Annotated in this window: 17 protein-coding genes and 3 tRNA genes; 9 read left to right on the plus strand and 11 right to left on the minus strand. The window is 62.9% G+C overall.

Annotated features, from left to right (window positions below; genetic code table 11):
- Nucleotides 1–36 precede the first annotated feature (36 nt).
- Both AC1C2O_RS09920 and ppa read left to right on the plus strand, forming a co-directional pair.
- Nucleotides 37–648: a TMEM175 family protein gene (locus tag AC1C2O_RS09920; RefSeq protein ID WP_495430268.1), complete on the plus strand. Its 612-nt coding sequence runs from the start codon at nucleotides 37–39 to the stop codon at nucleotides 646–648.
- A 43-nt stretch (nucleotides 649–691) separates the two neighbouring features.
- Nucleotides 692–1,183, plus strand: a complete 492-nt coding sequence (gene ppa / locus AC1C2O_RS09925) for an inorganic diphosphatase (RefSeq protein WP_495430269.1) — start codon at nucleotides 692–694, stop codon at nucleotides 1,181–1,183.
- 73 nt (nucleotides 1,184–1,256) lie between these two features.
- Here ppa and AC1C2O_RS09930 read toward each other — a convergent pair whose 3' ends face one another.
- Nucleotides 1,257–2,720 (minus strand): peptidoglycan DD-metalloendopeptidase family protein, encoded by a 1,464-nt coding sequence (locus tag AC1C2O_RS09930; RefSeq protein ID WP_495431718.1) that lies wholly within the window; start codon nucleotides 2,718–2,720, stop codon nucleotides 1,257–1,259.
- Between the two features lie 229 nt (nucleotides 2,721–2,949).
- On the opposite strand from AC1C2O_RS09930, the gene AC1C2O_RS09935 reads away from it, so the two are divergent.
- From AC1C2O_RS09935 to AC1C2O_RS09945, 3 genes are all read left to right on the plus strand, one after another.
- A tRNA-Glu gene (locus AC1C2O_RS09935) sits at nucleotides 2,950–3,022 on the plus strand.
- Between the two features lie 26 nt (nucleotides 3,023–3,048).
- Nucleotides 3,049–3,122: transfer RNA gene (locus AC1C2O_RS09940), tRNA-Asp, on the plus strand.
- 72 nt (nucleotides 3,123–3,194) lie between these two features.
- Nucleotides 3,195–3,267 (plus strand) — tRNA-Phe (locus tag AC1C2O_RS09945).
- A 299-nt stretch (nucleotides 3,268–3,566) separates the two neighbouring features.
- On the opposite strand, the gene AC1C2O_RS09950 is transcribed toward AC1C2O_RS09945, so the two are convergent.
- Nucleotides 3,567–3,788, minus strand: a complete 222-nt coding sequence (locus AC1C2O_RS09950) for a hypothetical protein (RefSeq protein ID WP_495430270.1) — start codon at nucleotides 3,786–3,788, stop codon at nucleotides 3,567–3,569.
- Nucleotides 3,789–4,275: 487 nt separating this feature from the next.
- Here AC1C2O_RS09950 and AC1C2O_RS09955 point away from each other — a divergent pair, with 487 nt between their 5' ends.
- Nucleotides 4,276–4,782 carry a GrpB family protein gene (locus tag AC1C2O_RS09955; protein WP_495430271.1) on the plus strand — a complete coding sequence of 169 codons (507 nt, stop codon included), beginning with the start codon at nucleotides 4,276–4,278 and terminating at the stop codon, nucleotides 4,780–4,782.
- On the opposite strand, the gene AC1C2O_RS09960 is transcribed toward AC1C2O_RS09955, so the two are convergent.
- From AC1C2O_RS09960 to AC1C2O_RS09970, 3 genes are all read right to left on the minus strand, one after another.
- Nucleotides 4,783–5,136 (minus strand): hypothetical protein, encoded by a 354-nt coding sequence (locus tag AC1C2O_RS09960; protein WP_495430272.1) that lies wholly within the window; start codon nucleotides 5,134–5,136, stop codon nucleotides 4,783–4,785.
- Between the two features lie 79 nt (nucleotides 5,137–5,215).
- Nucleotides 5,216–6,226, minus strand: a complete 1,011-nt coding sequence (locus AC1C2O_RS09965; protein WP_495430273.1) for an alpha/beta fold hydrolase — start codon at nucleotides 6,224–6,226, stop codon at nucleotides 5,216–5,218.
- A gap of 89 nt (nucleotides 6,227–6,315) precedes the next feature.
- Entirely contained in the window at nucleotides 6,316–7,488 is a 1,173-nt protein-coding gene (locus tag AC1C2O_RS09970; protein WP_495430274.1) for a glutamate--cysteine ligase, read from the minus strand.
- A 130-nt stretch (nucleotides 7,489–7,618) separates the two neighbouring features.
- Between AC1C2O_RS09970 and AC1C2O_RS09975 the strand changes: the two genes are divergently transcribed.
- Nucleotides 7,619–8,425, plus strand: a complete 807-nt coding sequence (locus AC1C2O_RS09975; RefSeq protein WP_495430275.1) for a class II glutamine amidotransferase — start codon at nucleotides 7,619–7,621, stop codon at nucleotides 8,423–8,425.
- Nucleotides 8,426–8,599: 174 nt separating this feature from the next.
- On the opposite strand, the gene AC1C2O_RS09980 is transcribed toward AC1C2O_RS09975, so the two are convergent.
- The gene (locus AC1C2O_RS09980; RefSeq protein WP_495430276.1) at nucleotides 8,600–9,667 is read right to left on the minus strand and encodes a DEAD/DEAH box helicase family protein; all 1,068 of its coding nucleotides are present in this window, start codon (nucleotides 9,665–9,667) and stop codon (nucleotides 8,600–8,602) included.
- 43 nt (nucleotides 9,668–9,710) lie between these two features.
- Between AC1C2O_RS09980 and AC1C2O_RS09985 the strand changes: the two genes are divergently transcribed.
- Nucleotides 9,711–10,775, plus strand: a complete 1,065-nt coding sequence (locus tag AC1C2O_RS09985) for a hypothetical protein (RefSeq protein ID WP_495430277.1) — start codon at nucleotides 9,711–9,713, stop codon at nucleotides 10,773–10,775.
- A gap of 19 nt (nucleotides 10,776–10,794) precedes the next feature.
- Here the strand turns inward: AC1C2O_RS09985 and AC1C2O_RS09990 are convergent, their stop codons facing one another.
- Both AC1C2O_RS09990 and AC1C2O_RS09995 read right to left on the minus strand, forming a co-directional pair.
- A complete protein-coding gene (locus tag AC1C2O_RS09990; protein ID WP_495430278.1) occupies nucleotides 10,795–12,321 on the minus strand; it encodes an alpha-N-arabinofuranosidase in 1,527 nt (508 codons plus the stop codon).
- 44 nt (nucleotides 12,322–12,365) lie between these two features.
- Nucleotides 12,366–13,604 carry an endo-1,4-beta-xylanase gene (locus tag AC1C2O_RS09995; protein WP_495430279.1) on the minus strand — a complete coding sequence of 413 codons (1,239 nt, stop codon included), beginning with the start codon at nucleotides 13,602–13,604 and terminating at the stop codon, nucleotides 12,366–12,368.
- Between the two features lie 174 nt (nucleotides 13,605–13,778).
- Here AC1C2O_RS09995 and AC1C2O_RS10000 point away from each other — a divergent pair, with 174 nt between their 5' ends.
- Complete coding sequence (locus AC1C2O_RS10000; protein WP_495430280.1) at nucleotides 13,779–14,765, plus strand: LacI family DNA-binding transcriptional regulator; 987 nt, start codon at nucleotides 13,779–13,781, stop codon at nucleotides 14,763–14,765.
- Between the two features lie 10 nt (nucleotides 14,766–14,775).
- Here the strand turns inward: AC1C2O_RS10000 and AC1C2O_RS10005 are convergent, their stop codons facing one another.
- The 3 genes from AC1C2O_RS10005 to AC1C2O_RS10015 are packed head-to-tail and all read right to left on the minus strand — an operon-like array spanning nucleotide 14,776 to nucleotide 17,395.
- On the minus strand, nucleotides 14,776–15,483 hold the full coding sequence (locus AC1C2O_RS10005; RefSeq protein WP_495430281.1) for a hypothetical protein: 708 nt from the start codon (nucleotides 15,481–15,483) through the stop codon (nucleotides 14,776–14,778).
- Between the two features lie 38 nt (nucleotides 15,484–15,521).
- The gene (locus AC1C2O_RS10010) at nucleotides 15,522–16,442 is read right to left on the minus strand and encodes a carbohydrate ABC transporter permease (protein ID WP_495430282.1); all 921 of its coding nucleotides are present in this window, start codon (nucleotides 16,440–16,442) and stop codon (nucleotides 15,522–15,524) included.
- Between the two features lie 8 nt (nucleotides 16,443–16,450).
- Complete coding sequence (locus AC1C2O_RS10015) at nucleotides 16,451–17,395, minus strand: ABC transporter permease (protein ID WP_495431719.1); 945 nt, start codon at nucleotides 17,393–17,395, stop codon at nucleotides 16,451–16,453.
- Nucleotides 17,396–17,555: the final 160 nt, after the last annotated feature.

A 17,555-nucleotide genomic window follows, 5' to 3' on the forward strand; every position in this document is an offset into this window, starting at 1 on the left:
CTACCGCGGCATCCGACTCGGTCGTAGTCTGGGCGCGTGACGCAGCCGACGACGTTCGCACCGAAGCGCCTGAAGGCGTTCGTCGATGCTGTCGTGGCGATCGCGATGACACTGTTGATCCTGCCGTTGTTGGAAGCTGTCTCTGATGCTGCGGGCTCAGGGATCGGCACTGGCGCGTTCCTCGCGCAGCACCGCGGTCAGCTCATCAGCTTCGGTCTCAGCTTCGTCCTCATCGCGGCATTCTGGATGGAACATCATCGGCAGTACGAACGCGTGCGTCGCGTCTCCACACCGCTGCTGTGGATCAATGTCGCGTGGATGCTCACCATCGTGTGGCTTCCGGTTCCGACGGCGATGCTTGGTCAACTGGAAACCGATCCGCTACAGGCCGCGCTATACATCGGGACGTTGATCATGACTCAGGTGATCACGCTCGCCGGAAAGCTGTACTTGGCTAGGCACCTGGTGCTCACCGATTACACCGTCGATGAGCTCCGGCGAGGGTCGATCGGCGACATCGCTGCGATCATCCTGTTCTGCATTGCCTTTCCCATCGCCGCGTGGGTGCATATGATCGGGTACTTCGCTTTGCTGCTCGTAGCGCTGTCCGATCCACTGGAGAAATTGCTGTTGCGGATGCGCAGGTAGGGTAGTTCCCGGTATCCGACCGTTTTTCCTGAGGAGTACACGCATGGGCGCACACGACGCCGTCATCGAGATCCCACGCGGCAGCCGCGTGAAGTACGAAGTCGACCACGAGACAGGGCGAGTACACCTCGACCGCGTCCTGTACACGACCTTCGGATACCCCGCCGACTACGGCTACTTCGACAACACTCTGGGCGAGGACGGCGATCCACTGGACGTACTCGTCCTCCTCGACCACGCACTGTTCCCGGGCGTCGTCGTCGAGGTGCGTCCTGTTGCCGTGCTGAAGATGAGCGATGAGGCCGGCGGCGACGACAAGCTTGTAGCCGTGCTCGCTAAGGATCCGCGCTGGGCCCACATCCAGGACATCGACGACATCGCCGAGTACACGAAGAAGGAGATCACTCACTTCTTCGAGCACTACAAGGACCTCGAGCCCAACAAATGGGTCAAGGTCGACGAGTGGGGCAACGCTGCCGAAGCACAGCGCATCCTCGACGAGGCAATCGTGCGCGCAAGCGAAACCGGTCACTGAACCGCACCAACAACGTCAGAAGCCCTCGTGTCCGCATTTCAGCGGCCGAGGGCTTCTTCGTGCGTTCGCGAGGTCAGACCCCGATTCCGCGCGCACCCATGAAGTCGATCGGGTTCGTGTAGCCGCCGTTGATGTACACCTCGAAGTGGAGGTGGCATCCGAAAGAGTTTCCGGTGTTGCCCGCGTACGCGATGATCTGGCCGGCATTGACCCACTGGCCCCAGCCCACCACGATGGCGTTGATGTGTCCGTAGCCGGTGCCGACGCCGCCGCCGTGCTGAACGCGAATGTAGTTTCCGTAGCCGCCGTTCCAGCCGGCGTAGTCGACCGTTCCTGACTGCGCGGCGAAGATCGGGGCCCCGCAGCCGTTGGCGAGGTCGACGCCGTAGTGGTACCCGCTCGAGCAGTACCCCGTGCCGCACTGCACCATGCGCGGACCGTACCCTGAGGATCGGTGTCCGCCCTGCGGTCGGACCCAGCCTCCGCTACCGACCGCACCGCCACCGTCGCCGCCGCCGGCGCCTGCTGGAGCACCGCCACCGCCACCGCCGCCTCCGCCGCCGTTTGCCGCTTCCTCGTCTCGCCGGCGCTGTTCTTCCTCGGCTCTGCGACGAGCGTCCTCTTCGGCTCTCCGGCGAGCTTCTTCCTCTGCTGCACGTCGCGCCGCTTCTTCAGCCTTGCGCTTCTCTTCAGCGATGCGCTTCGCTTCTGCGACGCCCGCTTCGTAGTCGGCGACCGTCTTCGCGGTCTCGTCTCGCAGCGCTACGAGCTGTGCCTCGAGGGTGGTGAGGTACTCGGCCTGCTCGGCGAGCGCGGCTTCAGCAGCAGCAGCAGCCTGCTGTGCGGCGAGCATTTTCTCTTCGGCAACCTTCTGCAGACGGTCACGCTCTGTGCGAGCGACGACAGCCTGATCGCTGAGTGACTGGGCGGAGTTGCGAGCAGCGACTGCGTCGTCATAGACCGACTGGTTGTACTGCAGGAGCTTGTCCATCGTGCCGAGGCGCGAAAGCAACTGGTCGGCACTCGCGGCAGAGCCGGCGAAGAAGAGCTCAAGGGCGGTGTCGTCGCCGCCGTTGCGGTAGAGCTGCGCAGCTACCTGTCCGGCCTTGCGCGCGGATTCATCGGCGATCTTCGCCTGCGCGTCGGCCTGAGTCTGCAGCGCTTCGGCCTCCGCGATCGCGTCGAAGAATGCCTGCTGTGCCTCGAAGTACTCATTGCCGGCGGCCTCGGCCGCCGCCTGGGTCTCGGCGACCCGCTGTGTGAGGGCTTGGATCAATCCCTCGATACGGGTGATCTCGGTGGCCTTCGCCGCCTCGTTGCCCCTGGCGCGCTGCACGTCGTCCCAGCTCGGGTACGTGGCCGCATAGGCGGCGTTGACGCCGGAACCGATGCCGAAGGCACTGAGCGCCACCACGCTGAGGGCGCCAAGGCCCAGAGCATTTCGGCGCGTGAGTGCGCTCTTCTGCCAGAAGGTGCGCTGCTCGTCGACGCTGGGTGCGCACCCGCAGGAGTCCCCTGCGTCGAGCGCAGCGTCCATCGTGGACTGCTCGGCGTTCACAGGGCCCCTTCCAACGGATTCACATAAGCCACAGTAACAACATCTTTAACATCCGCAACAAGCAGCGATGATGTTCTGACGTGGCAGATGACACCCCATCGTCCTCCCGAAACGCCCGGGCGCGACGATGACTCGCCCTCGATTCGCGTTTTGCTCAAAAGATCGCTTATGCTTGAGCGTCGGCAAGGAAGTCCCCCGGGACAGCCTCGGCCCCATCGTTTAGCGGCCTAGGACGCCGCCCTTTCACGGCGGTAGCACGGGTTCGAATCCCGTTGGGGTCACTCAATCCGATACAATTTAATAGCATGGCCCTGTAGCGCAGTTGGTTAGCGTGCCGCCCTGTCACGGCGGAGGTCGCGGGTTCAAGTCCCGTCAGGGTCGCTCTAAGCGACGGGCCCTTTTTTCGGAAAGGGCCTTTCGTCTAGGTTGTGGCAGATTTATGATGTGCCGCATGGCTCTGTAGCTCAGTTGGTAGAGCGCACGACTGAAAATCGTGAGGTCACGGGATCGACGCCCGTCGGAGCCACACGGGTGATCATTACAGTCATCCTAGAAACCCCCGCCTAGCTTCTAACATGGCGGGGGTTTTGTTTTGCCCTGATGAGCGCTGATTTCCGAACCGCTCCCCTGGGCTGTTCCGGGCCGGTCGTTGAGCGAGTGGAACTCCCGGACGTTGAGCGCGCGCAGCGAGACGAAACGCCCTCGGCGGTTGCTGAGCGAGCGAAGCGAGACAAAACGTCTTCTGCGTCCACTGCGTCCAAATGGTGTGCCGGTAGCAGGTTCCGGTTCACCCCTCAGGCCCCCGAAGGTGATCGAAAAAGCCCGTCAGATCCGCCCTCCGAACAGCGGAAGCTGCAGTGCAGCACGACTGACGGCGTAGGTTGCCGCAAGCAATACAAGAATCAGAATCGTTCCGATGATTGGAGCAGCGACGGCAGCCCAGCCGCGATCCCGCAATATGTGAATGACCACGGCAGTCGCCACCAGTAGATCGACCGCTCCGATGTAGAAGGTGTTGATCGAAGCGGAAAGGCGGAGTAATCGCATGAGGTCGCCGTGCAACTGGCGACACTCAGTTGCGACAACCACATATGGACGGCACCCATCAAAGCCACGACCAGCTGCAGACCCCACCACCCAATGGCGGCGCCGACTCGGCTCGGTGATTCCATGTTGCTCATGACGGCACTGTAGCGACTGGCGTGGCGGCCGGGCGTGACGCGCGCATCTTTAAATGAGCGAAGCGAGCCGAACGCTCCCGAGCGTGCGGCCTTCTCGGGCATTTCGCATCTGCTCAATCCCGGCCAATAGCCCAGCTTCCTGTCCCCGGACGTCACCCCACGTTGTAGAGCTAGTCGCGACTGCGCCGCCATGGTCGCTAGCAATTGAGCTCGCACCCAGCCTGCCGAAGGACAGATCGGTTCTCGTCGGTGGCCTCATGGTTCATGTCCACGCGCCGCATGCCGGAGCGAAAGGGCGGACTCGAAGCACCAAGGCCACGAAACAGGCAGTTGATTTCTGCGAAACTCGTCGAATGGCATCCGACGAGCGCATAACTATCGTTGCTAGTGAGTACGAAATGTGGGCGCGAAAGGCCGCCGAGATGGGGGTCGAACTCTTAGAGCACCTACCTCACGCGAAGATCGAGCACATTGGATCCACATCTGTTCCGGGGCTACCGGCGAAGCCGGTCATCGATCTAGCGGTCGGCGTAGCTGCGGATGAGATCGTGCTTTCTGGTCGCGAGCTGGCGCGGCGCGGGTTCGATCTTGAGGGAGACCTAGCCGATCACGCGTGGCTGAGCTATCCGGATCGTTCAGCTCGTGTGTTCGTAATCCACATCTTCGAGTTTCAAGGTGAGAAGTGGAGCAAACGGCTACGCTTCCGCGAAATCCTGCTGACGGACAAGAAAAGCCGAGAGAAGTACCTCGCTGTCAAACGGGAAGCAGCAGCGCTGGCAAACGGATGGGGCGAGTACACCAGAGCGAAATCTTCTGTTGTGTCCGAGATCCTCACAAACGGCTCGTTCAACCGAAACTAATCAGGACTTGTCCTCATTTTCAGTGAGATCGACATATTGCTCGCGGTCGGGAACAGCGTGCGCCGTATCAGCTGGCGGTCGCGGCGAGACGGCACGCAGTGCCCCCGACTCCGCTGTGCCATGCTCCACAATCTCGATTACGACCGAGTCCCAGCGATAGATATGCGTCCCGGCCACGGGGTTTTGTGACGTGATGTCAAAGAGTCCTGGCCACGCTAGTCCAGAGATCGGCGGCCCGTCCGGGTCTGGGTTCGCCAACGTGACGCCAGCAGCGTCGGCAACATCGCGCCCAACGTGGAATGGCATACCGACGACGTTCGGAACGACAACCCTGTCCGCGAATCGATCAGTCATGCACTGCATGGTACGCCGGGCGGTCCGGCGCGACTAGGAACTGGAAACTTCAAAGGGAGAGAGCCCAAGGAACGTTAGATCAGGCGACTACCGCGTACGGCAATGCCAGGTTGACGAGACTCACAACGAATTTCCCCGGCTCTTCATACATGCATAGGTGTGCCGAGTTCTCGAACCAGACCACGTCCTTCGATGGTGCAGTCACCCTTTCGATCCAGCGCTCGACCGGAGCCGTCGGGGTCGTCCAATCGTGGCGTCCGAGGAACTGCAGCACGGGCACATCGAACGCGATCTGATCCCGCGCGTCAAAGCTAAGCAATTGGGGAAGCACCAGTGGCATGGTCGCCTGTTGTCCGACGCCGATCAGGTCCAACTCATCGTCCGTGTAGTACGGCGACAGCTCTTCCGATTCCGTGAAAAAAGCGGAGTCGGATCGATACGCAGATAGCCCCCCGTAATGCTGCGCCCATTTTCGGCAGGTGACGATTCGCTCAACGGTCAATGGCTGCGCGCCGGGATACTCACCGAGTGCCCGAAGCTCCGCGAGTGCTTCATCGTTCTGATCCGCAGTCGCACTCCGGATCGCATGCTCGAAGCTCTCAACTTCGTTCTCAGGACCAGAAATCACCTGGCCGACACCGATGTAGCTCCAGAGTAGGTCAGGTCGTCGCTCGGCCAATGTGACGCCGATGATTGTTCCCCAGCTGTGGCCTAGGAGGCCCACTTTCCTCACGCCCAGCTCACTCTGGAGCCATGCGATCAGTTCCACGAGATCTTCGACGTACCTGTCGACGCTCAGGTCCATTTCGCCGTTCACGCTTGCCGCAGACTTGCCACTGGCACGCTGGTCATAGTTGACGACCGTGAAATAGTCTTCAACTCCTCGTTGCCATATCCACGACGACGGCAATGAGGGAAGCGCCGGCCCGCCATGGCAGACGATAAGTACCGGGTTCGTTGTGCTTCGACCTCGAATTGAGACGAACTGCTCAACACCGCCGAGCTCGACGAATGTCGTGCGATCGATCGCTTCGGGGTTGGGAATGCGGCACAGATCCGCGATCACTGCTCGGCCGGTTTCGTCGCTCATGTCGGTCAGTCTAGAAGGACGGTCGCCCACACCGTCAGAGCCTGTGCCGCAGGCTGGAGCGAGCTGTGGGATTGTGTCGTGACCGAACGTCAGCGTTCGAGGCCGGCGGTGACCCTGGCGAGTTCTGCGACGACATCGCTCAGCTGACCCGTCTTCTCGAGCATCGCTCGCTGGCGCATGGCACCGTTGCCCCGCGTAAAGATCTGCTCGACCTGTTCGTCGACGAGTGCCTCGTCGCCGTTCTCGCGCAGCGCTGCACGAATGTGATCGACGAGATCAGCGACGACCTCACGCGCCGCGCGCGGCTTGAGCGTTCTTGGATCGATAAGGTCACCTTCGATGCCGAACCGCCCAGCCTGCCAGCTCATGAGGCGGAGCATCGAAACGGAGAAGGGCAGCAGTTCGTCCCCCGCGCGCCACGCCGCGGCAGCTGTGTCCACAAGGCCACGGCACAAGGCTGCAATCAGCACCGTGTCCGCGGCATCCGGGCAGACATCGGCAACACGAATCTCGACGGTCGGATAGTGGTGCGACAATCGTGCGTCGAAGTAGACCATGCCCTCATCGAAAATGGCACCGGAACCGATCATCGAGGCGACAAGCTCGTGATAGCGGTCCGCAGTTCCGAACGCCTCAGTCGGACCAGCCGTCGGCCAGCGCACCATGGCCTGTGAGCGAAAACTCGAATACTTTGTGTCCTCACCCTGCCAGAACGGCGAATTCGCGCTCAGCGCGAGCAACACAGGCAACCAGCCGCGGATGCGGTCAAGCACACCGACGCCCTCATCGTCTGACTCCACGGAGACGTGCACGTGACACGCTCCCGTGAGCTGCTCGTTTGCGGTCAGCCCGAAGTGCTCGACCATCTGCAGATATCGAGGTTTGTCAACGACCGCAGCCCCTGCCGGCAGCGGCGACGTTCCGGAAGCGATCACCCGAGCACCTGCACGCCGTGCCGCAGCGATCGCGTGCCCACGCCACAACCGAACATCGTCGCCTAGCGCGACCATGTCAGTGTGCGGAACCGTGTCAGTTTCGACCTGCTGCTGTTGCAACTCGTGCTCGAGCGAGCCGCCCGGTACATCGTCGGATGCGGCGGCCAGCCCCGTTGCCTCAGAATCTGCCGACGCATCGCGACCGCTGGGCTGAACAGATTTCGCAGCTTCGGCCCCGTACCGCAGCGTGCGCGCGGCAACCGATCGAGGTCGGCCGCTCTCCGCATCGACGAGCAGCAGTTCCTCTTCAACTCCGACAGTGCGCATGCGCCCATTTTGTCAGGTTGGTTCGACGGATGCTGCAGGGATTGCGCGTAGAGCACAAAGCGCCAACCGTGGTTGCTTGCACACGTCGAAGAGAGAAAACTCGGGGTGATTGCGAGAGGAGAACCGCACCATGTGTCGACTGCTTGGTTACGTCACCACCCGTCCGACTTCGGTCGTCGACGTCCTCGGACACGACGACTTCGAGACCTTCACCGCGCTCACCGAGGTGCACAGCGACGGGTGGGGCATGGCATGGCATCGCGCGCTCGGGGGCGACACCGAAGCGATCTCATCCGCGCGCAACGCGTCGGTCGACACCCAATACAAGGCGCTCTCACAACAGGCGCTCGGATGCTGCGGACTCGTACACCTGCGCTGGGCGACAGGTGGACTGCCGGTATCGCCTGAGAACACTCACCCGTTCACCGACGCCGGGTACGCGTTTGCTCACAACGGCCATATCGCACCGATCTCTCACCTCGAATCACAGCTCAGTACGGCGTCACGGCAGAAGCTCATCGGCGACACCGACAGCGAGCGCTACTTCCGCCTCATCATGCAATGCATCGACGAGGCTTCCGGCGATGAAGCCGACGGGGTCACCCGCGCGCTCGAGACTTTGGTACGTGAGTTTCCGAACTCGAGCCTCAACGCTCTCCTACTGACGCCGAGCAAGCTGTTCGCGATTCACATCAACAGTCGCGTCGACTCGCCCTTCGAAGCCCTCCGCGAGATCTTCGAGTCGGCCGAGGCGATGCCCGCGAGTCACGCAACCGAGTACTACGCCATGGACTACCGCATCACCAACGACGCCGTGCACGTCATCTCGAGCGGCGTCGACGCGGACGGCTGGACACGGATCCCTGAAGACACCGCAGTGATGATCGACCTCGCGACGCGTGAGGTGACGCGGCTGCATCCAGTGCCGCTCGCATAGTCGGGGCCACTGCACGAGCGCTCGCAAACCCATCACGCACTCGGAGGCGAAGCCACTCATCTATATACATACCGTCAGTGGAAAAGAAGGGCCACGTAGCGCGCCGCTGCAATCGCCCTCAGCGCTGATCTCGTGCGATGAGGAAGGTCCGCGGGGTGAGACAAGCCAACGCGGTCACCACCCAGCAACGCGCCGCACGGCCGCCGCGGCATCCGAGATCGAGAGATCTTGCGTGTAGACGTTGGTCTCGTTCTCCCGCAAAGGCAGGGATGCCTGCGCGCTGCCGGCCTGGATTATGCGGTTGATCGCGTCGTCCGAAGCGTCGAGGACATCATCGCCGGCGAGCACCGGGCCGCCAGCTCGCCTGCGAACGTCGGCATGCGCACGAAGGTCCGCGGGGCGGGGCGTGAGCCGCACGAAGGACACCACCGAGGGCGGGAGCACCGCGCGCACTGCCGCCGGATCGACAACTAGTGGCGCGACCACGACGAACCGGTCGGTTCCCACGTCGCTGAAAGCATCGTGCAGGCGCGCGAGGTTCGCCACTCCCACCGGCCGGTCGACGTTCCATGCGAAAGACAGCTGGGCGAGATCCACGAATCCTGTTCGACGCCCCACACCCCACTCGCTGTTCACGACAGACCAGCCGATCTGCGATGCGCCCGCCAAGCGCGGACCGGTGATCCACAACACTCGACTCGCGGCCCGCGTGGTAGCTGACAATGCCCGGGTCGACCACTCCCGCACGTCGTCCGGCTGCCACCTCGCCAGCACGTCCTCGACAGTTTCGGCCTCCGAGCTGTTGTCTGTCGAGACCCGATCCCACGCTGCATGCACTCGCTCGGCCTCCGCACTCCCCGCCGACAAGAACTGCGCGAGCTGCTCCTGGCTGATGTTCCGCGAGCTGAGACGCTCGGATCGAATCCGCTCGGCGGCATCCAGCCATATCGACCGCACCGATACACCGTCGAGCTGTGGCGGTGGGTCATCCGGCCACGCGACCCCGGAGACAACCAGCCGACTCACGCCGGCGCGTCTGAACTCCTCCGCAACGCCGGCAAGCGCTCGCTCTTTGAGCACCCAGCGATCCGGATCATTGTCCGGAGCCGGATAACACATGCCCAATTGATCGATGTCGACGTAACCGGTCGCCACGCCATCGGACGCGAGGCGCTGCGCGACAGCCCACGCCGTCGTCGACTTACCGACACCCGGCGCACCCGCGAGCCGCAAGAGATCCATCTGATGCATCGTAGTGATGATCGACACCCGGCAGTATGGACGCATGGCAGAGGAATCGACGACGGCGTCCGCGCGAGCCATGCTGGCTGGCTCTCGCGGCAGGCGGTTGTGTCTGGAATATGCGATGGCCGTCTCCAGCGACATCCGACAGGTGGTCTTCTGGTTCAGATATCGGACCGAACCAGGGCGCACAATTCTTTTCACCGACGCCGGCGCGACCGAGTCATTCACGCCACCCGAGTACACCCCGACGGATCTCGTCGCCCTCCTCGATTCGCTCGACTTGGCGCACCCGAATGAGGAAGCGGTGCGCGCAGCGCTGATGGCCTCGGTTGATTTCGCCCGTTACTGGCAGGAGCCCGACGGTGAGGATTCTGTCGCAGCACTTCCGCAGCTGCGTGCTGTGCTGACGAGGATCGCTGAAGCCGTGCTCTCATCGCAGACGGCGGCTGGATGGGACTCTGCGCGCTCAGCCGAGCAGTGGGCCATCGATTGGCGCGAGCCGGCGGATGCTTCTCCGCTGCCGTCGGATGCCTCGACTCTTCTCACCGCGTGGGACCAGGCGCAGCGAGAAGAGGAGACCCGCGCGGCACACGTGCGCCCGCGCGACCCTCATGCGAACTTCTCGGGAGAATGGTGGTCGGTGCCCCAACGGCCGCTCACGTCTCAAGGGCGGGTCGCGGACGCGCTCGAACTCGTCGAGTACTCGTTCGGCTGGGAAGTCGCGACCGTCATCCCCGTCCGCGGCGACGGACGCGTGCTCGAGATACGCACCGCCGACGACTGGGCGGAACTGTGCCGCGCCTATCCATTCGAGGTCACAGCATCCCGTCGCCACGATTGGTTCCGCGTGACCGGAAGAGATGGGCGCTGGCTCATCCCCGACTGGTTGCGTGTCGCGAAGGAATGGGATGCCGTGCACCTCAGCACCTTCGCGTATCTCTGCGCTGCCGCAACACTCATCGAGATCGATGCGGAGTACGCGACGGTCATCGGAGGGTGGGCACCGGATGCCACCATCTGGCTCACGGATGCTGCACACGAGCAGGAGCAGCCACGTCAGCGCTGGATCCGAACCCGCGACGGCGACGAGTGGGTTCAAGCCTGACGGGCGGCCCCTGATCGACTCAGCTCAGCTCGATCGAAACCGTGACGTAGGAATGTGCTGGCAGTTCTACCTCGAGGCCGCGCGAGTGTACGCGGATGCCGTCATGAGCAACCGGCGCGACCGCGTCTGGGGTATCGGGCGTGTTGTGTGCCTGCAGCGAGCCGCCCGTCAGCACCCGGGCCGCGAAACCCGTGACGTCGCGGCCGCGCAGATCGAGCACGATGGTGCGCGCTTCGGCGGCGTCGAGATTCGACAGCGAGATGAGCGCCGCCCCGTCCTTCGTGGATGCCGACGCCGATATCAGCGACAGCTGCGTGCCGTCCACGTCACGCGCCGGGATGTCGCCCGTGAACGAGACGTCAAGGGATGCCGCGTCATGATGCCCCGTGTTCATCTCGAAGACGTGATAGCTCGGGGTGAGCACGAGTGCGCCGGTGTCAGGATCGGTGAGGATCATGGCCTGCAGCACGTTGACTGTCTGGGCGATATTGGCCATCGCGACGCGGTTGGCGAATGTGTGGAACACATCGAAATGTACCGACGCCACCAGAGCGTCGCGCAAGGTGTTCTGCTGGTACAGGAAGCCGGGGTTCGTGCCTTCCTCAACGTTCCACCACGTTCCCCACTCATCAACGACGAGCCCCACAGTGCGCTGCGGGTCATAGACATCCATGACGGCGCTGTGTCGCCGCACGAGTTCCTCCATGTGCCGCGCCTGGCGCAGCGTCGTGTACCACTCGTCCTCCGTGAAGGTGGTCGCATTGCCTTTATCGCTCCACGAACCCGACATGGTGTAGTAGTGCAGCGACACCGCCTGAAAGTGCTTCCGAAGCTCGCCACCACAATTGCTGCAGTCGAGCGACTTCATGAGTGTCTCCGTCCACGAGTAGTCGCCGGCATTCGCGCCGGCGGCGATCTTGTAGACAGAATTGTCGCCATGGTTGCGGATGTACGTGCTGTATTGGCGCGCGACGTCTGCATAGTGCTCGGCCGTCATGTTGCCACCGCACCCCCACGGCTCATTGCCGATACCGAAGAACGGCACCTTCCACGGCTCATCCCGTCCGTTCTCGCGGCGCAGTTCCGCCATGGGCGAGTCATCCCCACGCGTGAGGTATTCGACCCACTCACTCATCTCGCGGACCGTTCCCGACCCGACATTGCCGTTGATATACGGTTCGGCGCCGAGCAGGTCGCACAGGTGCAGGAACTCGTGCGTACCGAACGAGTTGTCCTCCACGACATCGCCCCAGTGCGAGTTCACCATCCGTGAACGCTGGTCGCGCGGGCCGATGCCGTCCTTCCAGTGGTAGTCATCGGCGAAGCACCCGCCGGGCCAGCGCAGGTTGGGGATGCGGATCGCGCGCAGCGCGTCGACGACATCGAGACGGATGCCGTCCTCGTTCGGGATCTCGGAGTTCTCGCCGACGAAGAAACCGCCGTAAATGCAGCGCCCGAGGTGTTCGGCGAAGTGTCCATAGATATGCCGACTGATCGTCGCACCCGGCAGGTCGAGGTTGATAATAGCGGCCAGGTCAGCGCTCAATGTGTCTGTCTCCAAGTTGGATGGTGTGTTGTCGTGCTCGAAAGTCATCGAAGTTGCGCAACGACCCGCGAGTGGCCCGGCGCGATGTCGAATATCGCGCTTCCGGATTCGGTCGTGATCTCATAGGTGCCGGCGAAGCCGGTCAGCTCGACCCGCCCATCGGCATCGCTGCGGCAGTCGCGATCAGCCATCCACCACTCCCCGCGGATGAGATCCCGAAGCGCGTCGTATGAAGGTTTGGGGGTGCCGTCGACGCGTACGAGTCCGGCAGGCGCGCCCAGCCAAGCGCTCGCGTCGTCCAGGCCCCAGTACGTGATCGACTGCACGGCGGGGTGCGCGACCAGTGTGCGGTAATGCCGCACGATGTCATCCGCCTGCCTGGCCTCGCCCTCGACTGTGGAAGGCCACTCCGCCACACGGAAGTCATTGAGGTCGTCGATCTCGGGAGGCATTAGATCACCGGAGACGAGCGTCGTCTCCGTCCAGTGCAACGGCAGGCCGAAACGACCGAATCGATCACAAATGTCACGCAACTGATCTTCGCCACGGAAGCCCTGATGCATGTGCGACTGCAGCCCGATCGCGTCGATCTGGATGCCGGCATCCAGAACCGCCTCGACGAGTTGCTCATACTCCGGGCCGAGATCGAAGTCGTTCAGCACGAGGAACGGATTCGTCCCCTGGCTGCGAGCCTCGTCCACCGCAAGGCGGACCATCTCGATCCTGCCCTTCTGTGCCGCCAGGCGAGTCACCGCATTAGGAACGCCATCCGGTTCGTTCTGAAAGCGTGGCATTATGACGACCTCGTTGATGGCATCCCAGGCATCGATGAGCCCCGCAAAGTCGTGTGTCTCCCGGCGGATTCGCGCACGCAGTTCCGCCTCTGCCTCATGCAGCGGCAGGGCATCGAGCCAACGAGGTTTGACGGTATGCCACACGAGGGGATGCCCCTTCAGTCGCACACCCCTGTCTGCATACCAGCGGGCGAGCCACTCGACGTACTCGCGGGCGGTGTGCCCCCGTTCTGGCTCGTAGCGTCCCCAGTAGAACTGCGCGAGCGTTGCCGTGTCGAACAGATTGAGCCAAAGTTCCCTGAGGCTCTCATCGGCGTCGAGATCGACGGTGGTGCAGCCGAACTGGAATGCGTGACGTACCTGCCGCATCGTGAGGTCGGCGCCGACGAGGGGCGCTCCGCTCGCATCAACGAGCTCGACCACCGCATTGCCACGGCGGTGCGCGTACAGATCGGGTTCGCTGATACTGATCACCGGTGGCCGTCCCATCCGCCGCGGGCTAAACGACGGTCATGTCGATGACGCCGCGCGCGGAGCGGGTCACTACCATCGCTCAGCGCGGCTGTTTGTATATCGATAGACTAAGCATACTGCGCCACCCATCGAGGTCAAGTCGGACGTCGGTGTCTGAGAGACTGTGCAGGGAGGGTCACAATGGTCACAATGAGCGATGTCGCACGCGCAGCAGGCGTGTCGGTGATGACTGTCTCCCATATTCTGAACGGACGCCCGCGGGCATCCGAGGCCACCCGCGAACGCGTTCTCAACGTCGTGTCCGACCTGGGATACGAGATCAACCTCACCGCGCGCAATCTGCGTTCAGGGCGAACCGACGCTGTCGCACTCATCGTGCCGAGCTTCCATGATTACTTCGGCGCCGTGGCCGACCGGCTCGCTCTGCTCCTCGAAGCGTCTGGGCACCACCTTGTGCTCGAGCGAACGGCCGGGACCGCGGAACACGAGCGCGAAGCGTTGTCGCTCTCCCGACTGCGCATGTACGACGGAGTGCTGCTGTCTGCTTTCGGAGTCAGCCCTGCTGAACTCGAGATTGCGGGCAAGACCGTGCCGCTGGTGCTGCTGGGCGAACGGGACATGCCAGCCAGCCTCGACCATGTGCGCTTGGACAATGAGGAGGGCGGACGTTTGGCCACCGAGCACCTCATTTCACGAGGCGCTCGGCACATCGCTGTGATCGGCGGCCGATTCGAGACCGAGCGCAGCATGGCCTCGGCCCGCCGCGAAGGCTGGGAGACAGCCCACCGCGAGGCAGAACTCGCGTGCGACCCAGGGCTCGTGGTCCCGGTCGAGGAATACTCGATGAGCAGTGCCCGCGATGCAATGCGGAAACTGTTGGATTCAGGTCGCAGATTCGACGGCGTTTTCGCCGTCACCGACATCCTCGCGCACGGGGCGCTGGCGGCGCTTGGCGAACGCGGCATCCGCGTTCCTGACGATGTGCAGGTCGTCGGCTTTGACGACCTCGACATCGACGAGTTCGTGACACCGGGCCTGACATCGATCAACCCGAACCATGACGATCTGTCCGCAACGGCCGTGCGACTGCTCAACCAGCGAATGGCCGGCCTCAGCGAAGCGCCTGAACACGTGGTTATGCCGGTAAGCCTGGTGGTGCGCGGGTCCACGCGCTGAAATTCGCCTCTCACTCACCGGCGGTGAACCGGACGGTGACGGCGTTCACCACCGGACGTGACATCAGTTCGATCATCACCACGAACGCCCAAGCGAGCAGCAGAAGTGCGATCTCCGTGGCGAAGTAGACCAACGCAATCGCAACGATGGCCAACGAGATGAACGCGAGGCTTACCCGCCAACGTGAGAACAGTTCGACGGTGGCGATCCGCGCCACATCGCGGGTCCGAAAGGAAAAGAACGAGCTGATCACGAGTGCGTGACCCGCCCACAGGACGCTCAACACCGCAAACACGACGCTTACTCCACGGAGGGCTGGCCCCGCGAATACGGCATCGGCGAAGACGATGTTGACGCTCAGGACGACACCCGCCACCACCACGGGCACCCACCATTTCAATACGTCCCGCACATTCAACAGGTAGCCCTTGAGGAACACCACGAACGGGCCTTCGTCCGAATCCTGTCGCCAACTGCGAACCGTGTAGAGGCCCGCTGACAGCGCGGGTGCGACCGGCAGCAGCGCAACCACGAACACGGGGATGTTGGACAGGTCCGATCGGAACAGCATCTGCACGATGACCGTCGGAAGGCACGCCAGGGCAAGACTCAGCCCTAGCGCCAGATGCCGATAGATCACGTCCGTGACGCGAGTGAGCGGCGCGTCGGCGACACGCGTGAGGGGCGCGTCGCCGACGGGATCGATCCGTCTGCTCATGACCGGCCTTTCCAGGTGTGCGGGATTGTCGCCAAGACTCAGCCCTTGACCGAACCAAGCATGACGCCAGAGACGAAGTAGCGCTGCACCATCGGGTACACGGCCACGATGGGAATCAGAGTCAGAATCATCGTCACCGCTTGTATATTCGCCGAGATGGCATCCTTCTGCGTCCCGGCGGCCGCAGCGCTCTCGGTCGCCGCCGACGAGGCGCCCGCGATGAGGTTGCGTAGGAACAGAGTGACTGGGAACAGCTCCCGCTGGTCGAGGTAGAGGAAAGCGCTGAACCAGTCGTTCCAATACGCAACGGCGTAGAAGAGCACCATCGTCGCGAGCACGGCCTTCGACAGCGGGAGGGTGATGCGGGTGAAGATGCCCCACCAGCCGAGGCCGTCGATCTGCGCGGCTTCTTCGAGCTCGCGCGGCAGGTTCTCGAAGAATGCCTTCATGACCAGCAGGTTGAACACCGACAGTGCTCCCGGAAGCACGACCGCCCACATCGTGTTTTTCAGGCCGAGCGACGAGATGAGCACGTAGTTCGGGATGATGCCACCGTTGAAGAACATCGTGAACACCGCGAGGCCAGTCAGCAACGATCGCCCGCGCAGGTGCTGCTTGGAGATGACATACGCGAGCATCGTGGTGAGCACCATCGCGATGCTCGTGCCGATGACGGTGTAAAGCACGGTGTTGCCATACGACGTCCAGAACTGCTTGTTCTGCGCGACGGCCACGTACGTGTCGATGTTGAACCCGACGGGGATCAGGTTGACCAGTCCCGCTTTGATCGCCCCCGGGCTGGAGAATGACTGTGCCAGCACCGCGACGAACGGGTAGAGCATGATCGCGCATATCAGCAGCAGCAGGATCGTGTTCAGGATAGTGAAGGTGCGATAGCCCTTCGTGTCGCGGATGCCGACCGGACGCGCGGCGCGGCCGCGATTCGACGGTGCCGCCATGCTTTGGATTACCACAGGCTTGTTCCCACCAATCGCCGCGAAATGAGGTTCGCGGTCATGATCATCGCGAAGCCGATGCACGCCTGGAACAGGCCGATCGCCGCCGCATAACTGAGGTTGTTCGAGACCAGTCCGACCCGGTACAGGTACGTCGATATGACGTCGGCTGTCTCGTAGGTCAGCGGGTTGTAAAGCAACAGCACTTTCTCGAAGCCCACATTGAGGAACGTGCCGATGTTCAAAATCAGCAGCGTGATCATCGTGGGGCGGATACCCGGGAGCGTAACGTGCCAGGTCTGGCGCCATCGACTGGCGCCGTCGATGCGTGCCGCTTCGTACAGCGAAGCATCGACCGTCGTGAGCGCGGCGAGGTAGAGGATGGTGCCCCACCCGACCGTCTGCCACGCCTCGGTGCCGACGTAGATCGCACGGAACCATTCCGCACGCTGCAAGAACGGGATCGCCTCACCTCCGACCGCTTCGATGAACTGATTCACCGTTCCGGTCACGGACAGCAACTGCATCGTCATGCCCGCCACGATCACGATCGAGAGGAAGTGCGGCAGATAGGAGATCGACTGGACCGTGCGTTTGAACACCGTCTTGCGCACCTCGTTGAGCAGGAGGGCGAGCACGATCGGCAGCGGGAAGCACACCAGTAGGGTCAGGCCCCCGATGATGACAGTGTTCGTGAACACATGCCAGAACGTGGGGTCGTTGATGAACATCTGGATATAGCGCAGCCCCACCCATTCCTCGCCGAAGATGCTGCCGCCGGGGCGGAATCGACGGAAGGCGATGACGTTCCCGATCATCGGCATGTACCGGAAGATGGCGAGGAAGATCAGCGGCAGAACCGCCATTGCGTAGAGCACCCAGTCGCGTCGAAGCGCGGTGCGCCACGGCACCGCAGGCACCTTCGCAGAGCCGGGAGACCTGCGGTTTCGGCCCATGCGCAGCACAGAACCACGAGGGCCAGGCGTAATGAGCGTCCTCGTATCGGATTGCTGCTCCGATTGAGAGACCTCCTGCCCGAGGTTGAGGGTCATCTATCGCTCCTTTGCGATGCGATGGGCGGTGGGACGGCACCAGGATGCCGACCCACCGCCCGCC

Source organism: Microbacterium sp. Y355, assembly GCF_059445345.1.

Bases quoted from the DNA above. Each gene is read 5' to 3' on its own strand.
- ppa (WP_495430269.1), top strand. From the start codon at position 692: ATGGGCGCACACGACGCCGTCATCGAGATCCCACGCGGCAGCCGCGTG.
- AC1C2O_RS09930 (WP_495431718.1), bottom strand. From the start codon at position 2,720: ATGGACGCTGCGCTCGACGCAGGGGACTCCTGCGGGTGCGCACCCAGC.
- AC1C2O_RS09950 (WP_495430270.1), bottom strand. From the start codon at position 3,788: ATGCGATTACTCCGCCTTTCCGCTTCGATCAACACCTTCTACATCGGA.
- AC1C2O_RS09955 (WP_495430271.1), top strand. From the start codon at position 4,276: ATGGCATCCGACGAGCGCATAACTATCGTTGCTAGTGAGTACGAAATG.
- AC1C2O_RS09960 (WP_495430272.1), bottom strand. From the start codon at position 5,136: ATGACTGATCGATTCGCGGACAGGGTTGTCGTTCCGAACGTCGTCGGT.
- AC1C2O_RS09965 (WP_495430273.1), bottom strand. From the start codon at position 6,226: ATGAGCGACGAAACCGGCCGAGCAGTGATCGCGGATCTGTGCCGCATT.
- AC1C2O_RS09970 (WP_495430274.1), bottom strand. From the start codon at position 7,488: ATGCGCACTGTCGGAGTTGAAGAGGAACTGCTGCTCGTCGATGCGGAG.
- AC1C2O_RS09975 (WP_495430275.1), top strand. From the start codon at position 7,619: ATGTGTCGACTGCTTGGTTACGTCACCACCCGTCCGACTTCGGTCGTC.
- AC1C2O_RS09980 (WP_495430276.1), bottom strand. From the start codon at position 9,667: ATGGATCTCTTGCGGCTCGCGGGTGCGCCGGGTGTCGGTAAGTCGACG.
- AC1C2O_RS09985 (WP_495430277.1), top strand. From the start codon at position 9,711: ATGGCAGAGGAATCGACGACGGCGTCCGCGCGAGCCATGCTGGCTGGC.
- AC1C2O_RS09995 (WP_495430279.1), bottom strand. From the start codon at position 13,604: ATGGGACGGCCACCGGTGATCAGTATCAGCGAACCCGATCTGTACGCG.
- AC1C2O_RS10000 (WP_495430280.1), top strand. From the start codon at position 13,779: ATGAGCGATGTCGCACGCGCAGCAGGCGTGTCGGTGATGACTGTCTCC.
- AC1C2O_RS10005 (WP_495430281.1), bottom strand. From the start codon at position 15,483: ATGAGCAGACGGATCGATCCCGTCGGCGACGCGCCCCTCACGCGTGTC.
- AC1C2O_RS10010 (WP_495430282.1), bottom strand. From the start codon at position 16,442: ATGGCGGCACCGTCGAATCGCGGCCGCGCCGCGCGTCCGGTCGGCATC.
- AC1C2O_RS10015 (WP_495431719.1), bottom strand. From the start codon at position 17,395: ATGGGCCGAAACCGCAGGTCTCCCGGCTCTGCGAAGGTGCCTGCGGTG.